Origin of the sequence: Hymenobacter artigasi (assembly GCF_012275535.1) — a bacterium.
Lineage (GTDB): Bacteria > Bacteroidota > Bacteroidia > Cytophagales > Hymenobacteraceae > Hymenobacter > Hymenobacter artigasi.
Map to the genome: position 1 here is coordinate 32,733 of NZ_JAAVTK010000019.1, position 22,397 is coordinate 55,129.

Annotated in this window: 12 protein-coding genes; 4 read left to right on the plus strand and 8 right to left on the minus strand. The window is 49.1% G+C overall.

Going from position 1 to position 22,397, the window contains the following annotated elements; translation table 11 throughout:
- Positions 1 to 3 precede the first annotated feature (3 nt).
- From HBN54_RS20780 to HBN54_RS20790, 3 genes are read left to right on the plus strand one after another with little or no spacing between them, the layout of a single operon-like run.
- The gene (locus HBN54_RS20780; RefSeq protein WP_168675158.1) at positions 4 to 3,852 is read left to right on the plus strand and encodes a hypothetical protein; all 3,849 of its coding nucleotides are present in this window, start codon (positions 4 to 6) and stop codon (positions 3,850 to 3,852) included.
- Between the two features lie 56 nt (positions 3,853 to 3,908).
- On the plus strand, positions 3,909 to 4,457 hold the full coding sequence (locus tag HBN54_RS20785; RefSeq protein ID WP_168675159.1) for a hypothetical protein: 549 nt from the start codon (positions 3,909 to 3,911) through the stop codon (positions 4,455 to 4,457).
- Positions 4,454 to 5,008 carry a HEPN family nuclease gene (locus HBN54_RS20790; protein ID WP_168675160.1) on the plus strand — a complete coding sequence of 185 codons (555 nt, stop codon included), beginning with the start codon at positions 4,454 to 4,456 and terminating at the stop codon, positions 5,006 to 5,008. Before HBN54_RS20785 ends, HBN54_RS20790 begins: the two co-directional genes overlap by 4 nt.
- Positions 5,009 to 5,326: 318 nt before the next feature.
- On the opposite strand, the gene HBN54_RS20795 is transcribed toward HBN54_RS20790, so the two are convergent.
- Both HBN54_RS20795 and HBN54_RS20800 read right to left on the minus strand, forming a co-directional pair.
- Positions 5,327 to 7,219 carry a CHAT domain-containing protein gene (locus HBN54_RS20795; RefSeq protein WP_168675161.1) on the minus strand — a complete coding sequence of 631 codons (1,893 nt, stop codon included), beginning with the start codon at positions 7,217 to 7,219 and terminating at the stop codon, positions 5,327 to 5,329.
- A gap of 275 nt (positions 7,220 to 7,494) precedes the next feature.
- Positions 7,495 to 8,325, minus strand: coding sequence for an IS5 family transposase (locus tag HBN54_RS20800; protein WP_168675162.1), 831 nt, complete (start codon positions 8,323 to 8,325; stop codon positions 7,495 to 7,497).
- A 235-nt stretch (positions 8,326 to 8,560) separates the two neighbouring features.
- On the opposite strand from HBN54_RS20800, the gene HBN54_RS20805 reads away from it, so the two are divergent.
- On the plus strand, positions 8,561 to 9,520 hold the full coding sequence (locus HBN54_RS20805; protein ID WP_317170260.1) for a site-specific integrase: 960 nt from the start codon (positions 8,561 to 8,563) through the stop codon (positions 9,518 to 9,520).
- A 15-nt stretch (positions 9,521 to 9,535) separates the two neighbouring features.
- On the opposite strand, the gene HBN54_RS20810 is transcribed toward HBN54_RS20805, so the two are convergent.
- The 6 genes from HBN54_RS20810 to pglX all read right to left on the minus strand — a co-directional run bounded on the left by HBN54_RS20810 (position 9,536) and on the right by pglX (position 22,385).
- Positions 9,536 to 10,858 carry a 5-methylcytosine restriction system specificity protein McrC gene (locus tag HBN54_RS20810; RefSeq protein ID WP_168675163.1) on the minus strand — a complete coding sequence of 441 codons (1,323 nt, stop codon included), beginning with the start codon at positions 10,856 to 10,858 and terminating at the stop codon, positions 9,536 to 9,538.
- On the minus strand, positions 10,848 to 12,770 hold the full coding sequence (locus HBN54_RS20815) for an AAA family ATPase (protein ID WP_168675164.1): 1,923 nt from the start codon (positions 12,768 to 12,770) through the stop codon (positions 10,848 to 10,850). Before HBN54_RS20815 ends, HBN54_RS20810 begins: the two co-directional genes overlap by 11 nt.
- 114 nt (positions 12,771 to 12,884) lie before the next feature.
- A complete protein-coding gene (locus tag HBN54_RS20820; RefSeq protein ID WP_168675165.1) occupies positions 12,885 to 14,051 on the minus strand; it encodes a hypothetical protein in 1,167 nt (388 codons plus the stop codon).
- 191 nt (positions 14,052 to 14,242) lie between these two features.
- Positions 14,243 to 16,270, minus strand: coding sequence for a BREX system Lon protease-like protein BrxL (brxL, locus tag HBN54_RS20825; RefSeq protein ID WP_168675166.1), 2,028 nt, complete (start codon positions 16,268 to 16,270; stop codon positions 14,243 to 14,245).
- Between the two features lie 5 nt (positions 16,271 to 16,275).
- Positions 16,276 to 18,780: a BREX-1 system phosphatase PglZ type A gene (gene pglZ, locus HBN54_RS20830; RefSeq protein WP_168675167.1), complete on the minus strand. Its 2,505-nt coding sequence runs from the start codon at positions 18,778 to 18,780 to the stop codon at positions 16,276 to 16,278.
- Positions 18,777 to 22,385 carry a BREX-1 system adenine-specific DNA-methyltransferase PglX gene (gene pglX, locus HBN54_RS20835; protein ID WP_168675168.1) on the minus strand — a complete coding sequence of 1,203 codons (3,609 nt, stop codon included), beginning with the start codon at positions 22,383 to 22,385 and terminating at the stop codon, positions 18,777 to 18,779. The genes pglZ and pglX overlap by 4 nt, the downstream gene beginning before the upstream one ends.
- Between the last annotated feature and the right edge of the window lie 12 nt (positions 22,386 to 22,397).

The window sequence follows — 22,397 nt, forward strand, 5'->3', positions numbered from 1 at the left end:
CTTATGCTCCACACTCTTCTGGCCACGGCTACTGACCTCGACCAATGGGCCGGTTTACTCGAAAGCCAATCGGTTTTCCCCGAACTGATGCGCCGCCTCATCCGGGATACTACGCCAGCGCTCACCAGTCTTAGCTTTCCCTCGGCCGAAGGGGTGCAGGGGGAGGGTTGGGACGGCCTTACCACGGCTGACCACGCCACTCCCTTTGTGCCAGTTGGACCTGCTGGCTGGGAGTTAGGAACGAATAAGGCCCAGAAAGGCAAAGCTGACGGTGATTACACCACACGTACTGCTGACCCATTGGGTTTAATCCCAAGCAGCGCGACGTTCATTTTTTGCACTCCCCGCCGCTGGGGGGCGCGAAAAAAATGGGTGGCTACCAAGCTTGCCGAAGGGCATTGGCACGACGTCCGGGCCTATGATGCCGACGACTTGATTACGTGGCTTACGGCGGCCCCTGCGACTCACGTGTGGCTATCCCGCCTGCTACATAAGCAACCTGATGGCGTACAGGACCTGGAATTCTGGTGGGAGGCCTGGGCTGCCCAAACAAGCCCGCCGATGCAAAAGGAGTGGCTGCTCGCTGGCCGTTCTGCGGCCCAAACGAGCCTTGCTAACTGGTTGACCAGTAGAGATGCTACTGGAGATGCCACCTTGCCCACGCGCTCTGTGTTGGCCAGCACCGCCGAGGAGGCGCGCGCTTTTATTGCCAGTTGCATCTTGGCGCTACCCGAAGAATCACGAGTCGCTTGCCTCGCACAGGCAGTCGTGGTTACCAATGAACCTATGTGGCAACAGCTGCTTCAGGTAAAGCATAAATTACTGTTAATCCCCGATTTTGAGTCTGAGCGCTTCAATCAACTTCAGGCCGCCGCTAACCAGCAAGGACATCGGGCACTACTGCCCAGGGCCGCTAATGAATCGACCGGCAGCGATGTCGTTATTCTGCCCCTTAACCGCGATGTGCTTCAGCCGGCGCTGGAACGCATGAATTTTTCTCGCCTTGATGCAGCACAAAAAGCAAGTTTGGCTCGGCGTAGTTTCACGGCGTTTCACCGCGCCCTTCTAACCGATAAATCCTTGCAGCGCCTGTGGTGGCAGGAGGCCGCAACCGCTCAACAACTGCTCCCACTGCTGCTGCTCAACCGTTGGCAAGCCGCTTCCCCCGGAGACCAGCTAATTGTGGAGCACCTGACGGGCCAGGAGTATTCGGCGGTGGAACAGCGGTTACAGGTGTGGGCGCAGCAGCCGGCGGCCCCGGTGCGCCATCTCAGCGGGGAGTGGTTCGTTCTCGACCCCGCCGATGTTTGGGAACAAACCGCACCATTCCTTACGCCCGAGCTGCTCACGAAATTCAGTGAAGCACTTCACGACGTTTTAGGGTCACCTTTAGCACGCTTCAATTTACCCCCCGCCGAGCGGAGCTTTGCCCAGCTGCGGGGCGTACAGGATGATTACTCCATTACTTTACGTCAAGGCTTCACAACCTCGCTGGCACTTTTAAGTACCCACATTCCGCCAGTTACTTTGGCCCAGTACGTACCCGCTTGGGTTGGAAACCAAGTGCGCCAACTGTTGGAGTACGCGCTGAAAAACTCGGCCGGCTACCTACTCACTTCGCTTGATTACCACTTGCCCGCTTTAGCCGAAGCGGCTCCTGAAGTCTTTCTGACCACCATCCTGCAGGGTTTACGTAACGCGGAGCCGGCCCTACTGAAATTATTTGAGGAAGAGCCGGACCTTTTTCAGGCCACTGCCCACCATACAGGCTTACTCTGGGCGTTAGAAGCGTTGGCTTGGCCCCCCCAGTACTTTGCTGACGCTTGTCTCGCGCTGGCTATCTTGGCGCGGCTGGACCCCGGTGGGCGCTTGATGAATCGCCCAATCAATTCTCTACGCACCATTTTCCTGCCTTGGCACCCCCAAACCAATGCTTCGGTTGCCGACCGTTTCATCGTACTCGACCGCATTGTTCAAGCGGAGCCAGAAGTCAGTTGGCAGTTGCTGAAGCTCCTATTACCGAGCGCGCACGACTATTCGTCTGGCAGTCACGTCCCAACTTTTCATTGGCGGGACTGGGAAGTAAATCCAGACCGGGGAACTACCTGGGAGGAATATTTCCAATTCATCAGCGGCCTCACGGAACGCGTCTTAAAAGGGGTAGGAACAGACCCTCAGCGGTGGAGTCAACTTATAGACGAGTTGCCCGAATTATTAAACCGCCTGAGCGACCAGAGGCTTCGTGACCAGATACTGGCGCAGCTGCAGCAGCTCGCGTTCTTGCCCATCCCAGAGGACGACCGCCTAGCACTTCTCAAGGAGTTGCGCGAGTTCCTAAACCGCCACCGGTCTTTTCCCGACGTGGATTGGGCTTGGAGTGAAGTGCAGTTGGCTCCCATAGTTACGTTGTATCAGCAGCTGCAGCCCGCTTCCTTGCCCGTACGCCATGCTTGGTTATTTGACGAATGGCCACAATTGCCGGAAGGCATGGAACATGATAGTAGCGCCGAAACGGAACGTATTATCGCTCATCATCAGGAACATGTATTGAGCGAATTACTTACTGTAGTAGGCCAGAGCGCCATCGCGCAGTTGCTACCTCTGGTGCCTAATGTCTTCTGGCTGGGGCGTATATGTGGACATACTGCCCAATTCAGCACCCCTGAAAAATTGCGTCTCTACCAGCAATACGCCGGGGCCGCGGCGGAACGGGAAGCCAATTTTGCCCAAGGCCTTGCGTCTACGTTCACTCGTCAACTCGGCGACGCAAAGGCGGCCGCCGTTGCTCGGGAGCAGCACGCTGCCTGGCAGCCCATGCAAACGGCCATCTGGTTAGCTGCGATGCCGATGACCTCCACTACCTGGGAACTAGCACAGGAGTTGGGCCAACAAGTGAACCACGAGTACTGGCAGCGTGCCTGGCATTACGTTGAGCAAGATGCCGAAGCTCCCGAAGCAGTAAGGCATTTTTTAGACCATCACCGTCCGGCGGAAGCCGTTCATGTGCTGGCCCGGCTTCAAAATCGCAGCAAAGGACGATTACCAGCTGCCTTGGTACTGACAACCCTAGAGGCATTATTCTCAGCCCAACGCGCTGCTGGCAAATTACTGGTGCGGCGCTATGAGTTGGAAACCTTGCTCAATGAGCTTCCTCATGCTCCCGACGAGGAACGCAGCCGAGCAGTCCGGTTAGCGTTTTCATTCAGCTCCGTGATTCCGCTGAAGAATCCGCAGTTGCTAAATGAGGAACTGCAGCGTAACCCCGCTTTTTTTGTCGAGTTGCTCGCCGCACTCTACAAGCCCGATGATGCTGGCGCAACGGATACCGAGCCTTTATCCGATGAAGAACGCCAAGCCAAACAGGCCTTTGGCAGTCATGCCTGGAGTGTGCTCAACCATTGGGAATCAGTGCCCGGCGTCCAGTCGGATGGTTCACTCGATGGCGAGTATCTAAGTAGTTGGGTGGAGGTGGCCCGCCGTCTGGCGGCCGAAAGTCGGGTTACCAAAGGCTTCGATATCCAGCTGGGACTGCTCCTCAGCCATGCACCTGCCAATCCCGATAAAAGTTGGCCACCGCTTGGGGTATGCCAATTATTAGAAAACGAGGCTCATAACGAAACAATTGCGCGGCATATCCAAATGGGCCGCTACAATATCCACGGCCGCACGCATACCGTTGATGGTGGACAGCGCGAAGAAAAAATTGCGGCAAATTATGCCAGTTGGGCACAAAAAATCCAGACGCAATTCCCCGTCAGTGCTCGCATCCTTCGTAGTCTCCACGATGATTTCAAAAGGGAGGCGGAAGAGCAACGTCGCCGCACCGACCGAGAAGACCAGTTTGGACATTGAGCTTTCGGCTCCATGACACATCCTTTTCCTCGTTTACAACATTTTACCATCCCGCTGTGATAAGAAGTTCTGGCTGTGCGAGCGAAAGCAGCTGCGCACTGATTATTTACTACTTTGGTGGGACATTTTTAACTAATCACGCCATGGGGTTTTTGTCGATAATAGGTCTTATTGCTCTTTTGCTTCTAGGGAAATTCCTGTGGGATACGATTCTTTCTGGAAATGAAGAACTTGTTGAAAACACAAAGCCTGTTGCAAAGCCCGTAGATATTGCAAACAAAAAAACTCTAGGTATTCAACTTAACCCTGATAAATCCGGATTGGATAAAGCTAAAAGCTTAATGAGAATATCCAAAAATATGAATTGCCCAGTTGACGAAGTAAAATCTAGATATAAGAAGTTAATATATGACATGGGATATGAAAAATTTAGAGAGCCTTATGCCATTATTTTTTACATTGATATGGCACTGCGTCAAATTGATGAGCAAAAAATACTTGAAGCTGATGAGTTTGGGCTTCATCCAGATGATACCCCAGGCGCATTAATGGAGGGGTGGCTAAAGGAATTGCAGGATGATATCAGAGAAAAACAGAAGGGATGAGCGAGTCAATCAACTATCCCATAGATATTGTAAAACGCACCCAATATCTTCTCAAAGAGAGTCGCGTTTTTGCTGACGATTACGAAGTGACTTTCCTTGTGAATTGTCTCTTGGGGCTTCTTGTGGCTGCTAATGAGTTCGATAACAGAAATGGTAAGAAATTACGAGATAAAAACTTATCTACCTCCCTGCTAAATGATATCCCTGAGACATTAAGGTTTATTAGTATCAATTCGATTACTAAGCGTATAAGTGTTGAAAACGATAACGTAAGTTGGCAAATTTTAGATAAAAATGCACTTTCAACTGATGCAAAAAAAAGCGATTATAATTTAGGCTGGTTTCTAGGCAAATTAAGAAATGGAATAGCGCATCAGCATATCGAGGCAATCAATACTGAAGGAAAATGGACAGGCATTAAATTATGGAATGAGTCCGAAAGAGGGGGCACAGACTTTGTAATAGTTTTTTCCATATTAAGTCTCAAAAAACTAACGCTAAGCGTAGCTGATATATACTTAACAACTTATCAATCAACAAGTAGCGAATAATAAATAAGCCAACGATTTATCATCAAAATATATTGATAATTTTTTAAAAATATGAGACAATGAAGATTATTCGGGGTTCTTCTTTCTAAAGGGCTGTTTACACGCTAAGCCCTTTATCAAAAAGGGCTTAGCGTGTAAACAGCTTAAAAAGGGCGATTCCAAGCAATTCGGGGGGGGGGGATATGTAAGTTTTATTGAAAAGGATTTCCTTGATGATAGGCTTCGAATTTTCTGTTTCATTAACCAATGAATCAATTGGTTAATGGCTTAGCGTGTAAAACCGCTCTTTTGGAATAAGAACTCCTATATGCAGGCCAGCTATTGTTGATTTTTTTTCCTCTTTTCCATTATTTCAATTGATTCTTTAATAAAATACCTGCGCAATTCATTAAGATTCCACTCTGAAAGCTCAATTGAGCTACTTTTTACAAAACCATCTGGCATTCCAAGCCCGTTTCTACGCCACCTGTAGAAGCCTTTCATCAAAAATTCAGCAATGTTCAGTCTACTATTTTCTATAGAACAACTCTTTTTTAATGTCGAAAAGTGGAGACCCCAGTATACATAAATATCTTCACTTGGAGTTCCTTTAGTCTTCTCAATAGCCTTATGCAGGCTATTAGCTACAGTATCTTTAAACACGTTTTTATAAAATTCTTCTGCTGACAGCTTTGCCACTTCATTATTTACCTCCCAAAGCGTTCCAATGTAACCTCTTGTGCCAGCAGTCAAGAATGAATCAACAATCCCAGACCATGACCAACAGGTATTATTAAATATGATTGGAGCAGCATGAAAGCCCGCAATCATTTCAAATATTGCTTGATAGACAAAAGCGTTGCATTGTATAGCGCAAGAATCTGCCACAACTGCTTTGGGTACACCTTTATATTTCCCATTTTCGTCATCATGCTCGTTTATCGCCTTTGTCATATCAACAAATACATAATGTGGATAATTGAGTCTTTTCAATTCCTCGCTTTTCCATTTAAGCCCATCAAACTTTCTCCATATATGTTTAGTCTCAACTTTAATTAAGTCATTATTGCGGTTGGGATTGGGATAAAAGCTAATTACATCATCATACTCTACGACATGCTTGTTGCCATCTCTATCAATGAAATCTGTAACATTACTGTAGCCCTTAACTTCGCCACCATGACTACATATGTGAAGTATATCAAAAGGGTACTCTTTTATTGACATATCAATATTATAAGAAGAAGCTTCATTCCCAATAAGTTCTTTAACCCAATAATTTTCCTGCTTAAATACATTAATCACAAACTCTGTTTCCTCATCGGTAAAAAATAGAGGAGAAAACACAATTGCTGAACCAATAGGTTTGATTTTTTCAAAAAATATATTATTTACAATAAATAGGGCTGGGTATCTATTCAAATGGACATAAGTAACAGGCAATTGATTCTTGATAACCAATGAATAGGGAGCCCCCTCTGTAAAGAAGGTAACAAAGTCATATTTAGAAAAGTCAATACCATCTAACTGATTAAACAACAACGCATTCAATTCAGTGTAGCTTGAATTATTCCCATCCTGCCATTCTTTAATCAGCAATTCTATATTTAAAATTTGGCTCGCAGGCAATTCACTGATTATCTCGATATCGGAGTTTGTTGAAAGCGCGTAATTCACTGCTGTCACTGCCGATGCAATGCCAAAATTTTCTATTACAATAAGGCCATTATCGAATTTAGCCTCATATCGTAGAGCAGGAGCTGTTGTATCAATCTTCAGCTTTAATCCACTTTTTCCCGCTAAAAACAGACCTTTCAAAAATTCACTAGGTCTCACCCGCAAATATTCAGCTTTGCCAAATGCTAGGCCTCCCAGCATTGCATCTACATCTTCTATTGAATCAATTTCTATAATATTATACTCTCCTAAAAAAGTCAGATAACTTCTCTGGTTTACGTCTAACCCAGCTATTATTAAGTACTCTATTTTACCAATTTTCCTAATAGCATTATCAATCTTAATGCTTATTTCTTCACTCCTTGTTCTTGATAGTGCATGTTCATCTACTATATCGATAGGGCCTTCTGGCTTCTCTGCTGTAGATGAGGAAAATTCGAAAACACTTAAAAAAGTGTTGTTTTCTTGAAGGTATGAAGATATTATGGCAGCAAGGTGTGATTTCTTTCTGTCGACGATGCATGCATATTTGGTATTGAAGGCAGGTACTTGCATGGATATTCTACAGGTTATAGTGAGAAAATAACTCTTTCTTTCTCAGACAGTATCGAGCCGGCTCAGCGTAAAACTTCAAGTAAGCATACGCTAGCGATGCAAGATAGACCAGCGTCGCCATGGGCAAGCCTTCGTGCAAGAACACTTTATGGGCCGCAACTTAGGGCGTGTAGGTACAGATGAGCGGGTAGTTGAATGGAAGCGGTGATTATGGCCCCCATACAAATAGTTTTTAAAAGTTTAGGTATCATAACTCTTCCTTATTATGAAGCTGTTTAGGAAGTGGGCGTCGGGGCAATCTTACGCAATAGGAGCACGGTAAAGGCTAGCCAGTGGAAAGCCAGCCAATTTTGCACGCTGGTTTCGTAGCGCACGAGCAGGGTCTTAAACCCGTCGAGCCACGCGTTGAGGCGCTCAATGACGAGGCGACGGCGGTAAAGTTCGGGGTCGAGTGGGGTATCGTCGTCGGTCTGCCAGTCGGCTGAGCGCCGGTTGCGCGGGATATTGGCCTCGATGGCACGCAGCGCGCAGGCTTGCCGCAAGCTGCTCACGTCAAAGGCTTTGTCGGCATTGAGAAACAGTCCTTCCAGCCGTAGGTCAGCCGTCTCAAGCAGTTCGCACAACTCGTCAAAGACCCGCTCCAGGTCAAAGGTGTCGTGTTGGTTGCCGGCCTGGGGCGTGGCCACGGCCAGCGGCAGGCCCTGGTTGTCGGCCAGGAACAGGGCGTTGGTGGTGCGGGCGGCTTTGCGGCCCTGGTAGCCGATGGCCGCCCCGCCGTTCTTGGCCGGCGTGTGGCTGCCATCGAGTTGGACGCTGGACAAGTCGAGGGCACGCCGGTGCAGGCGCAAGCACATGACCCACAACTGCTTCCACGCGCCCTGCTTGCCCCACGCCTGAAAATGATAGTATACCCCCTGCCAGCTCAAGGGCGGCCCGGTAAACAAAGCCTGAACGGGTAGCCAGCGCCACTGGCAGCCGGTTTTAAGCTTGTAGAAGATGGCACCAACGACCTCTTCCGGCGCGACGGCGCAACGGCGGCCACCGGAACGGGCCGGCAGGTGCGGCAGTATCCAGCGGGTAATGATATCTTTGGTCAGGACTTCCATGAGGGAGGGAAAGGAGATGGGTCGCACCTCAAATTTCCCGCTTTTGTGGGAGTCTTTTCTATTCTGCCTGACGCCTGACTACTTCCTAAACAGGTTCTATGTCTAAAACCAACACGACAGAAAAGTTACCCTCAACTCAGAATAAGGTATGATAAGTCTTAGTTATCATACCTTATTCACTACTTTTGAGAAGTGCCCATTTTTCGGGTTTTCACTCCTTATAGTATAGAATACCGTGAGCTCTGTCCCCGTCGTTCCCCCGTCGCCCACCTCCGCGGGCCTGGCGCACCTGACTGAGCACACGACTCGGTACGTCGAGGCCGGTCTGCAAGGCGCCCCCAACACGGCCCGCGCGTACGCCGGTGACTGGCGGCGCTTCACCGAATGGTGCACCGAACATGGACAGGTCGCGCTGCCGGCTTCGGTCGATACGCTCGCCGGCTTTGTGACTCACCTGGCAGAAGCCGGTAAAAAGGTGTCGACCATTCAGCGCAGCTGCGCGGCCATCAGCAAGGCGCACGCGTTGCGCGACCTGGCCTCGCCCACGGACGACAAAAAATTCAAGGTGCTGATGGAAGGCATCAGCCGGTTAAAAGGCATCCGGCAAAAGCAGGCCCCAGCGTTTTCCTTGGCCAGCTTCAAGCGCACCATCAAGCATATCGACGCCACCACACCAGCAGGGCTGCGCAATAAGGTCATCTTGCTGCTAGGCTTTACCGGGGCATTTCGGCGCTCCGAGCTGTCGGCGCTGGACCTGGACGACTTGACGTTTTCAGAGGATGGCCTGACAATCAACCTAAAGCGCAGCAAAACTAACCAGCTGGGGGAAGCTGAAGAAAAGGCCATTTTCTATTCGCCGGACCCCGCCTTGTGCCCCATTCGCAGCCTGCAGGCCTGGCTACGACTGTTGGAACGCACGTCGGGACCCATTCTGGTCTCGTTTCGCAAAGGTGGCCGACTCACCGACCGCCGGCTGACCGATGTGCACCTCAACAAAATCGTGCAGCGGCACCTGGGAGCTAAGTTTACGGCGCACTCCCTGCGGGCCTCGTTTGTGACGGTGGCCAAGCTCAATGGGGCGGATGATAGCGAGGTGATGAATCAGACTAAGCACAAGACGAGCGAGATGATTCGCCGCTATACCCGGTTAGACAACGTGCGTCAGCATAATGCGGCCCAGAAGCTGGGGCTATAAACTTGGCTCGCTGATTTAGTCGGCACTTTGACTGCTTTCTGGTAGGCAGACACCCATCTTGAAGAACTTGTTAAATGCAGTGATTGGGTCTACCATTAGGTTAGCGCCATTAATTTGCACAAGACCCTTTTGTTCAGGGTATATAACAAGGCAATTAGGCAGGGCCTGCTCAATTTCTTGAGTTGAATAGCCAAGCTTTTGTAGCACTCCTTTATCGCGAGCATAGCCACTTATTTGACGAATATTGTCAATGATGTGACTTAGTACCAGAGTGGCTCCAGCGCCCTGGTAATGCGGCCGGTACTTTGCGTCAATAATCCAGTGCTGGCCTTGATTATCTACTAGCAGATAGTCGGGAAGACCATAATTTCCCCCGGCTTGCCTCTTTTCATACTTGATTTTTCCGGGATAGGCGCGCTGCAACTTCCCTAATACATAGAGCTCAAAGAGCTTACTCATGTCAATCCAGAAGGGTGGCACTGGTTCCCGATGACTTGCCAGCGCCGAAGCTTCGGTAACCGAATACCCGAATCTTTTCAATAAAAGCTGCGCTAAGCGTAGGGCAGGACCATACTCCTGAAAGAAAGGATTATGCCCAAATCCTGCAAGTGATGCTATCTCAATCGACTTGTCCGCTACCCCGGTAAAAGCTGGCGTGCAAAATTGAATAACGGCACCAGCACTGTCGCGCCAAGTGGATTCATGTGTTGGAACTCTGAGGAGATATCGTTTTGCAGCCTGTAACGCTTGCTTCAGCAACCGGTTTTCGGGTGAATCAGGACCAAACTCTTCATATCGACACCAAGTGTTAATCTGTTTATTCTTCATGTGGTTGCGAGCAACTGTAGCTCCAACCAAAATTTTGCCTTTACTGCGTGCAAACAGGTTGCGCTCCACGGCATAGTAAGAGTAGCGGAGGCCTTTGCGAACCAGCTTCTTTAATCGCTGCAGAAACTCAACAATCAACAGCGGGGTCAATAAGTCTTCCTGCCGGGTGAGCCAGACTGGCTTTTCATCAAATTTTATTTCATATAAATCATGAGTATAATCTGCTGTCTCGTTTGCCAGTAGGCTTTCGGTCAGCATCTTCATATAATCAAGTGGTTGGTCTTGGCCAAGCAGCTTGGGAGCAATATGAACCGCGCGCTGGCCTGATTCTAGCCAGTCACAACCAATGAAGTATCCCGCCTCGATTACATGCCCGACCGAGTTTGAACTTATGCCAAAGCAAAATCGCTGAGGTTCTCCTTTGAATAATATCGGCTTAATCGGAGATAGTCCTTCAATCGTTACACTGCCGTGTTCACGCAAGAAGGTAAGGGAATAATCAGGCGACATGCAGCCCATCGATAATGATACGTGCGTCCTCTGCAAGTACTCCGTCCTTTACATACTCATGTAGTAACGGCTGTAATTCAGCCTTTAACTTTAAAGACAGTAATTGTTGGCTGTTGGCTAAGAAGTAGCTATGCCCAGGCTGAACCTCATCGGCTTGGAAATCGGGGGCTAAGTAGGCTCGGGTAAACAACAAGGCAACTTCCCGGAACAAACGCTTCCCTTCAGGGTCAGCAATGACTGATTCATCGGGCAGTAGGGGAAGGAAGGCGAAGCGCCGGCGCAACGCATAGTCTATATGTGCTACGGAACGGTCAGCTGTATTCATTGTGCCTATCAGGAATAGATTAGGAGGTAGAACAAGCTGGCGGCTTCCGTCTAATTCATACAAAGTCTGAACAGGCTTGCCTCGGTACTCAAGTGCATAGATGAGCTCGCCGAACACGGCGGGCAAATTCGCGCGGTTCAGCTCATCAATTATGAGCACGAAATTGCGGTTTGGTTCCTCCAAAGCTCTTTCCGCTAAATCCGCTAATATTTTATTCTCAACCTCATAGCTCACTCCACCCGCCAGAGTGGGTTTAGCTAATATGCCCCGCACAAAATCCTCATACGAGTATGCGGGATGGAATTGCACGAGGTGTTGTTCACCTCTTGGGCTTTCAATCGTATTATTGCTGGAAAGGTCTCTTCCGTTGCGAACATCAAAATTCGCGAACAGAAAATCAGTCAAATCATTTGCATCAGCTGCGGAGCCAAAGCTTTTGAACAGGTCGTAAACACGTTGATTCTTTTCCCAACTGGAATCGGCACCTGGGACTTCACCAAATAGTCTCAGTACATTGTCCAAGGCCGCTTTCGAGTTTATGGGAAAGTAGTCGTCGGGATAGTAGGCATTCATTATTTTCAGCCACATGCTTTCCCGCAACAGCCCTGATTGCTTGCTCTCTGCCTTATTCAAGACGGCTTGGCCCAAGGCATCAGCCAACTTGCTCATAGCCTCAGCAGCAAGAATGTCAGGAAACCACTCGCTATCGACCTCGTACTCACCACTTCCTTTTGACCAGTATATTCTATAGGTAGAGGAGTTCGCAGGGCTAAACTTCCCCAGCGATGCTAATCCCCGCTCCAGCCACCAGCAGAAGTTGTCACGGTCACCACTCCCAATGCAATAGTCACTAAGTTGAAGCGATGACAACGTATCTGCAGGGAAGCGGCGTAGAAACTCCTCGCGTGTCCGCTTCCGCTCGGCACGCGCTTGAATCACCGAATCTTGCGTTGCATCAAAGCCATCTAAGAAAGACTTGATGCGCTCCTTGGGGCTTGGCCCAAGACGTAGGCCAGGCTTAATTAACTCCTCTGCAAGCTGCATCGCACGGCGAGTTTTGCCAGTGCCTGGCGGGCCGTATAGTACCAGTTGGTGCTTGTAGTGAAGCAAATTCAACGCTTCGACCAATTGCTCTTGCTCGGCTTGTCTCAAAATAGCGGCTTTAAGTTTTTGAGTGATTTCAGAATCACGGGGTGTTTGGCCTGGCTTGAATATATAAATCGCCGGAATTCGGCTGGCATCTCCGTAGGCGCTACCGTCAAAATTTAGATTGAGCGCATTTAGCTCTTGCTCCTCGATAACATTCGTTAACTGCCTGTAATAAGCCTCGCTAGGTGCCCCTGGTAACTGACCATAAAGAGCAGTTGACTTGACAACTCCACAGAGGAATAGCCTCTTTTGCCAGTTCGCTCCTTGGGCGACCAAAATAATGTCACCGGGTTTGACCCGGTCAATAAACACTTTCCCAAATTTATCGTCCTCACCCCACCCCATAAAGGCTACTTGGTGCTCCTTAATGCACTTGAGCCATGTTTCTACTTCCCCACTGTTGCTCCGAACATTTGGCGATACAACCCAGAAATTCATGTGATTGAGTTGAGAATGGTGGTATTCGGGGTAGTGCAAGAGCGAGGGCAGAATTTCCCGGTAGGGTAATCAAAGCAGGTTACACTCACATCAGTGCTTAGGACCAGTACTTGCCTAGAAGCTGGGCCAGGACCCGAGAGCCTGTTGCAGCCGCGAAATTTCATTGATTATACCATCGTACTGTGTAACCGAAGAACGCAACAGGTCGCTATAGGAGCGGTACATATCCAACAAGGCGTGAAGCGTCTTAGCTGGGGCCTGGGAAAAATTCGCAAAGCTAGCCTTTTCAGCTGCCTCATTACGCTCTAGCTCAATTGCAAGCGCATCGCGGGATGCTTGGTACTGGGCAACCGGCACAAAGTACTGTGGGCCTTGAGCCAAGCTCTCTATGAAATAGCGAAACGGGAAAAATAGCCGCCGGTGGCTGTGTACCTCCTCGAACCAGAGTGTAGTGAATCCGCTGGTTACCAACTCTTCGTACACCTGCTCATCAATTTGCTGCCCTTTTTCGGTTAAGAACCACCGCATAATAAGTGGAACAATGTCTTCCCAAGTGGTAAAATTCAGGTCCTCGTTTTCAATCCGCATTATGGTGTCGTAAAGCTTCCTGTCACGTCGCAGCTCTTGTAGGATGCGCGCCACCAACTTGTTAAGTTGTCCAACGGCTTGGGACTGTGCTTCTTGAATGGACCCAGTTTCGGCGCAAGCGAAATAGTCGGACGCTCCGGCAGGTTGCACCACTTGGCTGAAAACGAGCGTAGTCACATCCTCGAAAAAAACATTTTGCTCGATGTCCCCAAAGTGTACATAGAACGGCTCCTTTTTCTGGGAGATGTCGATTCCGCCCGCATAGTAGGGCAGTGCGACCAGCGTGGAACATACCACGCCTCCGGTCCATTTATGCTCGCTCAAAAACCGCTGTTTGACCTCCTCGGCAATTCCTTGCCGATGCATCCGTCCCAAGAGGGGTTTGGAGTAATTGCAGTAGGCTAGACTGCGAAGGGTGTTTTCCGCCGCCTGGGCATTAAACGATGACTGGTAAGCGCTTTTTAGCCGAATAACGCGTACGTCATCCAAGGTAGGAAAGTAGTAGCGCTGAGCTGAAAACAGTAGCACCACCGGCTCGACGCCTTCTATGAAAGAGTGATTGCCAAGATAAACTGCCGCATGACTGAATTCAGACTTACAGGCCTCTCGAATGCTTGCCGAAGTTGAATCATTTGGAAAGCGCACTAGGAGCACGTCAAACGGGCGAAGTTCTTGCGGATTAAGGACAAACATGGCAATTGATACTGGCGAATGGCAAAAAGCTGAAGACCGTTGATTTTAGCTACTTGATGAATTTCCGTTTATATGAGAATTAAGAAAGTGTCTTTTTGCGAGACGCCCTTTGCTCCCAATTCTGCCCCTACTACCACATGGTAAATTTCTTTTCTCACTCTTGCGCTCACTTATTATAAGCTAAAGCAGATTCACTTTGGCAATTCTAGATAGGTTACCTCACACGCCTTGCACAGACGCTTTTGCTGCATGAACTCCGCCATATCAAAGCGCCCGTTGGTCTTTTGATAGATGTCTAGCCCCCGGCCAAGTACTATTTTCCACCCATTGTCGCACTCTATAGCACGGTCATGCAGTGTGCCATCAAAGGCGAAGCTGAAACGAATACCGCTGCTTGCTAATGAGTCGCATATCTCCTGAAAAGCTGTTCTGGATGTTTCCAGATAGGGCTCTTCATTGAAGGTGATTAAGTGCAACTCTACCTCATCCCCATCAGTTTTTTGCATTGCCAGCAGCTGGGCAAGTTCCATCAGGTTGCGCAGCTGGTATGGGTGCCGGATGTACGGGTCAGTTACAACAACGCGCTTCGTGCCAACCAAATATGGACCAAACAGGTCAGCGAAGGTGACATTAGTCTGATTGTCACGCAGAATTCGCTGGCCGGGCTTTGGAACACTGGTTATGACAGGTGATGTACCTTCTGGATTTGAACTAGGTGTAGCAACAGTTGAAGGCGGTGCCTGAGGGGCTTCCCCTCGCCCGTTGCCATACTCTTCTACCTCCAGGGTCTCTATGCTCTTCTTGCGGCCGCTGCTGAGCTGAACGTAACTGAAGTCAACTTCTTCAAACGTCTCATCCATCTTGATGAGCTGTTGCTTAACCCGCTTGCGATTCTCAATGGCGAAATCCAGAAGCTCGTATACTTCTGCCTCCGTGTACTCTCCGTGAGGGTAGATGAGCTTTATCAGGCCAGAGAAGGTTTTGGAGATGGCGTCTTTGTCACGTGTCGTAATTGTGTCCGACAGTTGACAATAACGCGTGTAAGCGTGCGAGTAGTCCTCCTTGCGCAGCTCCTTTAGTATCTCAGCCAGATAGTCCACGATGAAGCCATAGTCATCGGTAAACATCTCGTTGCGCAGCTTTTGAGTTTCCCAACCTGGCAAATAAGCATGTAGGCGGTCCAGAAAAGCAGAGTCGTAATACGAAGCCGGCAGGGCTTCAAACAGGTTACTGTGCGTGAGCATGTAGGGCACAGCCCGGTCGGTATTCCCCACGAACACCATGGAGGCCGCAGCTCCATATACTTGGGTGCCCCGTGAGAACGACTTGTTGGCCATGTAGTTCTTCATGATGTCAACCAAGCCTCGGTCAGCCTTCTTCTCTCGGCCTGCGAATTCATCATAAGCCACTACGTCCCAGTACCCGACCAACCCGATATCTCCGCTGCTGTTATTCACAAACAGCTTGGCTTTGGTAACCTCGCCGCCTGAAATCAAGATGCCGTGCGGCGACATTTCGGAAAAGATATGGGACTTGCCTGTACCCTTCGGCCCTAGCTCAATCAGGTTGTAGTTGTTTTCTGCGAAAGGAATCAGACGAGCCAGCTGCAATAGCTTGGAGCGGAATGAAAATTCAGCTGGATTCAGCCCGATGGATTGCAGCAGTACGTCTACCCACTCGTTTTTCGTGAACTGCCGCCGGGCCTGCTTGTACTCCTCAAGGTCGATGCCGGAAATCTGAACGGGCTTCAGGCTTTCGATAATCCAGGGTGAACGGTCCCGCTCCTCGGTAACCATGTACGCGAGGGTAACAATGCACCATACACCACTGGAGAGCAGCTTACGATGCTCCTGCACGACATCAGCTCCCAGGATAACGCCCTTCAACCCCAGGTTGGCAAATGAGGCTTCGTAGACGTCGCGCCGGTCGTTGAGATGAACGGCAACTTTGTCAATCACGCGGTGTGAGCCATTCTCGCGGATGGTAGACTTGATGAACTGTGCCTCGTCGCGGTGGACGTAGTGGCGGGCAATGATATCCTTTACCCGCCCCACGCCATCCTGTATGGTCGTTTCGTCGTCGGTCGCGCAATATTGGCCCAGCAGGTACTCTAGCACGAAGGTGGGCACGATGGCATTGCCCTTCACCAGCTTGGTGAGGTCCTTACGAACCACTTTGCCCGCAAAGTGCTGATTCAGTTTCTGCCGTAGCTCACTCATGGCGTTTAGAAAGAGTCAAAATCTGACGTGAAGGAAATCAGGAGCGTGTAGCTGAACTCCTGGTACTGCTTCCATTTGTCGGTGTTGGGCACGGGTTCATCCAGTCGAAGCTTCACCTCCTGGTTACGGTAGCGTTTGGCAGCGTCCGGGCTAATGGTAAAGGTGTGCTGAAACTCCCGGGTGCGAACATTGGCATCGGCGGAATCGAAGACTCGGGTAACCTCGTCTGAAATCACTTCCTCGCCAGGTCCCGCTAACAGCCTGGCGCGAATCGTTCGCGCCAGAATTTTATCGGTGACGGGCTCTTGCTGAATAAAGCTCACCGGCAGACGGCCGGTAGTAATGCGGTTGTTGCTCATGCGAAGCACGTCTACACTGACCTGACTCGTCGTCTGCTCGCGCACTACCCGCACTTTCACCAACGGAACTACCACTTCCTGAAGACTGGCTCCGCCGTGCACGTAGCGGCTTCCGGCACCTTGGCGCCGCAAACGGTTCACACCCCGTGGAATCAGAACCTGCGTTTCACCTTCCAAGCCCAGCTGCTCAGCCGTCCAGCTCATTAATGCAGAGCCACCCTTCAGTGGCTGGCCGAGTACATAGCGTCGGGACTCTTTCCAGATTTCTCCCTCCAGCTGGCTGCCACTGAATTCGCTTTCTTCTACCTCAGACTGCTGGTAGAGGAAGCCGTGGTCGGCCGTAATGAAGATGTGAGTACCATTGATGTTTCGGATTCTGTCCACTATGCTAAGTAGGTACTCTATTTCCTGTCGAGCCGCCTCAAAGACCTTGTCCTCCGATTTTAAGTCGTCACCTACCTTATCAATCTGATTGTGGTAGATGTATACTACATCATGGTTGCGGGAGAGTTCCCGACCTGTGGTGCTGCTGGGTAGCTGCATGAAATCCTCGGCCGATAAGGCCGTTGCTTTCTCGCCAAGGGAGGCCTGCAGGATTTTAATCCGATTGGCCATTCCCTGCGTGCTCCTTCCATCGGCCCAAACCGCATCGGGGCTTTCCAGGCGTAGCTGTTGGTGCGGCAGCAGCGCCGCCATACCCAGCTGGGTGTAGGAAGGCAAGCCCGTAACCAGGTGATTGAGCTCCGTTTGGTAGCGTTGATGCCCTTGCAGGCGTTGATACAACTCAGTACCACACTCGAAGCGCAGGGCATCAGAAATCACCACGAACACCTTGCGACGCTCGTTGAGGAGCGGCTGAGCGTAGTAAGCGAAGAAGTCTCGTTGGCGCCGGCCCGTAGGTACTGCCCAGGTACCTGGTGCAGCATCCAGCTGCAGCTGCCAACGCTGGGCGACGGGCAGCACCCAATCGTTCAGATACACTTTCTCTACCCGCTGGGCCAAAGGTGCCAGCACGTTGTTCTGGTGAGCTGCTCTCAGGCTGTGTATAAAGTGGCGATAGTACCGGTCGGGTAAGTAGCCGGTGCTAGTGTACCATTCCAGCGCGGCAGCGGGATTAGACCATGCAGGGAGCGGTGCGGCTACGGTTTCCAACAGCTGAGCGGCATAGCTTAGCGCCTCGTAGAACGACTGGTAATCGGGATAGAAAAAGCGGTTACTTCTTTCCTTGACCACTCTTGTGACCCGTTCTGGTGGGATTTGACCTGCAACCAGCCGCTGCACCAACTCAGCCAGGATACGCTGTTCGGTCAGGGAGAAAAGGTCATCAGCCAAGAGCGTATCGAGGTCGGCTGAATTCAAACGAGCTTCAACATCCAAGTCACCTGCTACTCGTTCAGAGAGGGTCCGGAAGCTTTCACGATAGCGCAGGTCATTCTTCCACCGCGGCAACAGCACATCCGCTTCGGCGGTAAGACTACCCAGTGCCTCCAAGGGGAAATGGTGACCAAACAGCTCCAACAGGAACCCGTAAATACTAGGTGCTTTCGACATATAGCCGTAGCGCTGGTTGACAAGTCCCCAGAAGGGCTCGCGTAGACTATAGCGCTCCAGTTCTTTCTCTACCCCAGCTTCCTGCCCTGCGGCCAACAACTTGAAATACGCCAGCAAATAGGCTTCAAGGCTTATTTCTTCGGAGCCAAACACAACGGCCAGAAGCTTGAACCGAACCTTTTCAGGAGTATCATCAGGCACCAAACGCTTGCTTATAGCCTGGCGACGCTCTTGGCTGTTAAAGAACTCCGAATGGTCATTTACTACCGCACGATATTCCTCCGTTAGTCCGGGCGTCTCCTGGATAAAGATGGATATTTTGTCAGTACGAAACTCATAGTGAGCCAAGTAGATGTCGAGCAGCCAATCTTGAGCAGGCTCAGGGCGCGCATGACGGAAGTAAAGCAGGAACTGCTGCATCGGTTCCTCATGGAGCACGCGGCACTTTACCCGAAACGGGGTTCCATCCACTTCAATCTTCTCTACTCCTGGAAGCTTGACATCCTTATACCTTTCAGCCAAGACGCCATCTGCATCATACCAGAATAAGATGCGGTAACGCTCAAACAGGCGCACCAAGGTTTCTTCTAGATTGCTCATCGAATTTGGGTCGCGTCTATCCAATCAAAAGCCCGCACTTTTGCTTTTGCCTTAATGTCATTAAGGCCAGCCACTTCACGAACAGCTTTGCCAAATTTGTTGTAATTCACTAGAACCCCCTCATCCAAGTTGATTGAAATGCGAGCATTCGCAAGAGGCAGCAATGTGTCGCGCTCATAATCTTGTATTTCACGAAGTTGGCGCTCCAATCTATCTTGCTCTTTTAGTGCGCGGTTACGCTCCGCAGAACTTGAATCAGAACTTATCTGCAAATATTTCAGGCGTTCGATACGCTCATGGAATTTTGCTAGCAGAGGCCTCAGATACCGATTCAAAACCAAATTCAGAGTGTCAGCATTATAGCGATGTAGATACACCAATACACTGAAAGCACCGGTTGGCGAACTAAAACACCAGTAAATTGGCCTCTTGCTATAGCGTCGAGCATGGTCGGCGAAAAAGTCCTTACTGAAATACTGACGCAGAGTCTTACCTAAGCATTCCTCAACATAATTCAGATTCTGGCTTGTATTTTTTTCTCCAAAAGCAGCTTTCAGAAAGCTTGTAAATCCAGCGACAATATCATCTTCAAACCATTCATCATCTAAAACAGGGATTATGTTGTCCTTATCAGCAACAAAGCTCATTTGTGCTTCATTCACCCCTGTTTTTTTAAGATAATCAGCAAAATCTTCACCTTGATTAACCAATATCAACCCCTGCTTATCTAGCGAATATCTACCAAACATGCAGCCAACAGCGTAAGAAATCAACTGTATCACTAATGCTCTTTTACTTATATTTTTTTCTATATCTCTATCGAAGTCATCTAAGTTATAACCCGGCAAATCGAACACATTATTACCTGACGAAGACAATTCCTCACTTAATACTGTTGCACTAGAAATTGCACTTGATAATTTAATACCAGTACTCGTTTTATATATAGAGTTAGCTATTTTGTTTATTTCGAGCTGATTAAACACCATTTGCTTATAGAGCGAAGCTAAATGCATTGCAAAATCGCTCAGCAAATACTGCATCATTGACTCCGACCTGTTAAAGTCCATAAGTGGGTGACCTTTGAAGTCCCAAGAGCTTTCGTGCTTATCCCAATCGTATTTTGCAATATTTTGCTGCTGTTTTGACAAGTCAGTTAAAGCATCGAAATGATGCTTATCAACAGCGAATGGGATATTTTCAACATCACCTCCATTTATACTGAGGCCGTTACTAACGCCTTTAAGCAATTGGTTGAAAGCGCTAGAATTCGCTAAGCCTAGTATATAATCGAAGTTATTGTTATCACGCGGAAATAATGATGGTCCTTTTATATTAAAGACCGTTCCCTGTGGCTGGAATCTAACTGCAAACTCAGCACTGCTAAGCTCAGACCATGTAATGCATGGCCTGAAATAGTGGGATTTAGAGGCTAGTTTGTTACACATATTTGACAGCTTATTATAATTGCTGTCATCAAATTTTATAAGATAATCATTATTGCCAAACCACTTTTTAAATTCACCTCCCTTATTGTGAGGAGCATATTTCTTACCTGACTGTCGGAATTCACCAATAGACTTATGATTAAATCCTATCTTGTCAAAGCTTACTTCATGCCATAATCTCAAGAAATATTCATTGTCACCCGTACAAAGACCAAGGCGCTTTTCAGCAAATTGATTTAGATTTTCATTTTGGGAGAATGCCTCAAGTGAATCATTGTCAAACCAATAATTGATAACATTTCCCGGAATTTGTGAGAAAGCTTTTTGGGACTTCTGATATATATTTTCCGTGCTAACTCCTGATGCACTTTTGATTACCGCTTCTTTTTTGAGATTAGAATCCTTTAAATTAGTTAGCTTAATATAAATACCTAATTCATCGATTGGCTTTTTGTTATACAACACAAATGCCGCATTCTGAACCTTTTCCCCATCAATTTCAGGAAAAGTACGTGGACCTAAATGCAGCAAAGTATCAAATAATAGATTGTCAATCAACTTGATTCTAAGGCCATCGTAGCTAGGGGCAAACATCCAGCTTTGTTGATTAATCATACCTAAATAGCCACAGGGTTTTAACATGGCTAAGCTGCTTTCCATAAAGCAGGCCATTAAGTCTGTTTTGCTATCAGGATAATTTTTCTTGACAAATGCTGATAAAGCCGCGTTCATGTTGCCATTACCCATGTATGGTGGATTGGCTGCTACACAAGCACTTTTCTTACTTAACTCAATTAGTGTAGTGAGACCTTTAATCAACGCTTCCTTCTCATTGCGTTGGAACATGTCTGCTGTAGCACCTTGAGAGACCAATACCTCCTTAAAGCTGGATAATTCTTTTGAGGGCGAACGAGGCACTAGTAATGACCCGATGTTATCCACCTGACGCAAAGCATCCAAGTCGTGCCATAATTCCAGAGAGCCTTGCAGCCCCACTTGGGCTAACACCGCCTGTGCTTGCTCTTTACGTAGTACTAAGGGTTTTAAGTGTGTAATATGGGGAGTGAGCTCTTTACGAAAAGCCCGATTATGATAAGAACGCGCCTTCATCATTAAGGCAAACCCCGCTAACTGGGCAGCCCGCTCATCGATTTCAAGCCCTCGTAGATTATTAGTCAGAATAAGGCCAGGGATATCAGCCTTACTGTAAGCTTCCTCCTCATAAATGTGAGCCAGCAACTCAAAAGCGTAGATGAGCAAGTGGCCGCTGCCACAGGCCGGGTCAAGAACGGTAAGCTCTTCTGGTCCGCTCAAGGGTAGCTTCTCAGTGGCTTGCAGACTCGGTGATTCAATAAAATAAGGCATGTGCTGGCGCAACCCAGAATCAGGGTGGTGCTGTAGCCATAGCTTTCCTAAGGTGTTCTGCACCATGTACTCCACAATCCACCGCGGGGTGAATAGCTGCGTAGCGGCCGGAATGTCCTCTTTTTTAACCTTGGTCTTGGCTGCGAAAACAGCGTCCTTTCGCTCTGCGATATAGAACTGATAAAGCCAGCCCAACACCTCGACGTGCTGGCAATCTTCGACCAGCAGCTCGTTGCGCACCTTGTACACCACGGAATACATGGTTGTCAGGTCAGCTGGCAAGAGTAGCTCCGTGTGGTCTTGGAGGGGCTCAAAAAGGAAGGGGAAAAGGGTATGAAGTGAATTACAGGCCCCAACCAGCAATTCCCGATACACCTCATTGTCTACGTTCTGACTCGGGATAGTGCCGCGCAGCAACCCCATTACCCTTGCCTGGTCAGGTAACAGCTCTGAATCAATCATCCCCTGTTGAGCCAACTGTAGCACCTCAGGCAGCGGGTGGCTTTCGTCGGTCTCAGCGGGGGAGACAATACGCACGCCAAGCGGCTGATACCCGTTCACATCCAAGTAGCGCAAGGCCACCAGCCGGTTGAACCAGGTATAGGCTACTTTATCTACCAGCTCCGCCGCTGTGGTTGTCTGTAGCGCAGTTCGCAAAGCGGCCACTTGCTCAGCCCGCTCACGCAGCTCTACGCTATCCGTTTTGAGGACCAGATGTAAACGGGTAGCAACTTGCTCCAACAGCAGCGTACGGGTTTGCTGCGCGAAGCGCTTCAGGGCGTTGGTATTCACAAGACTAGATAA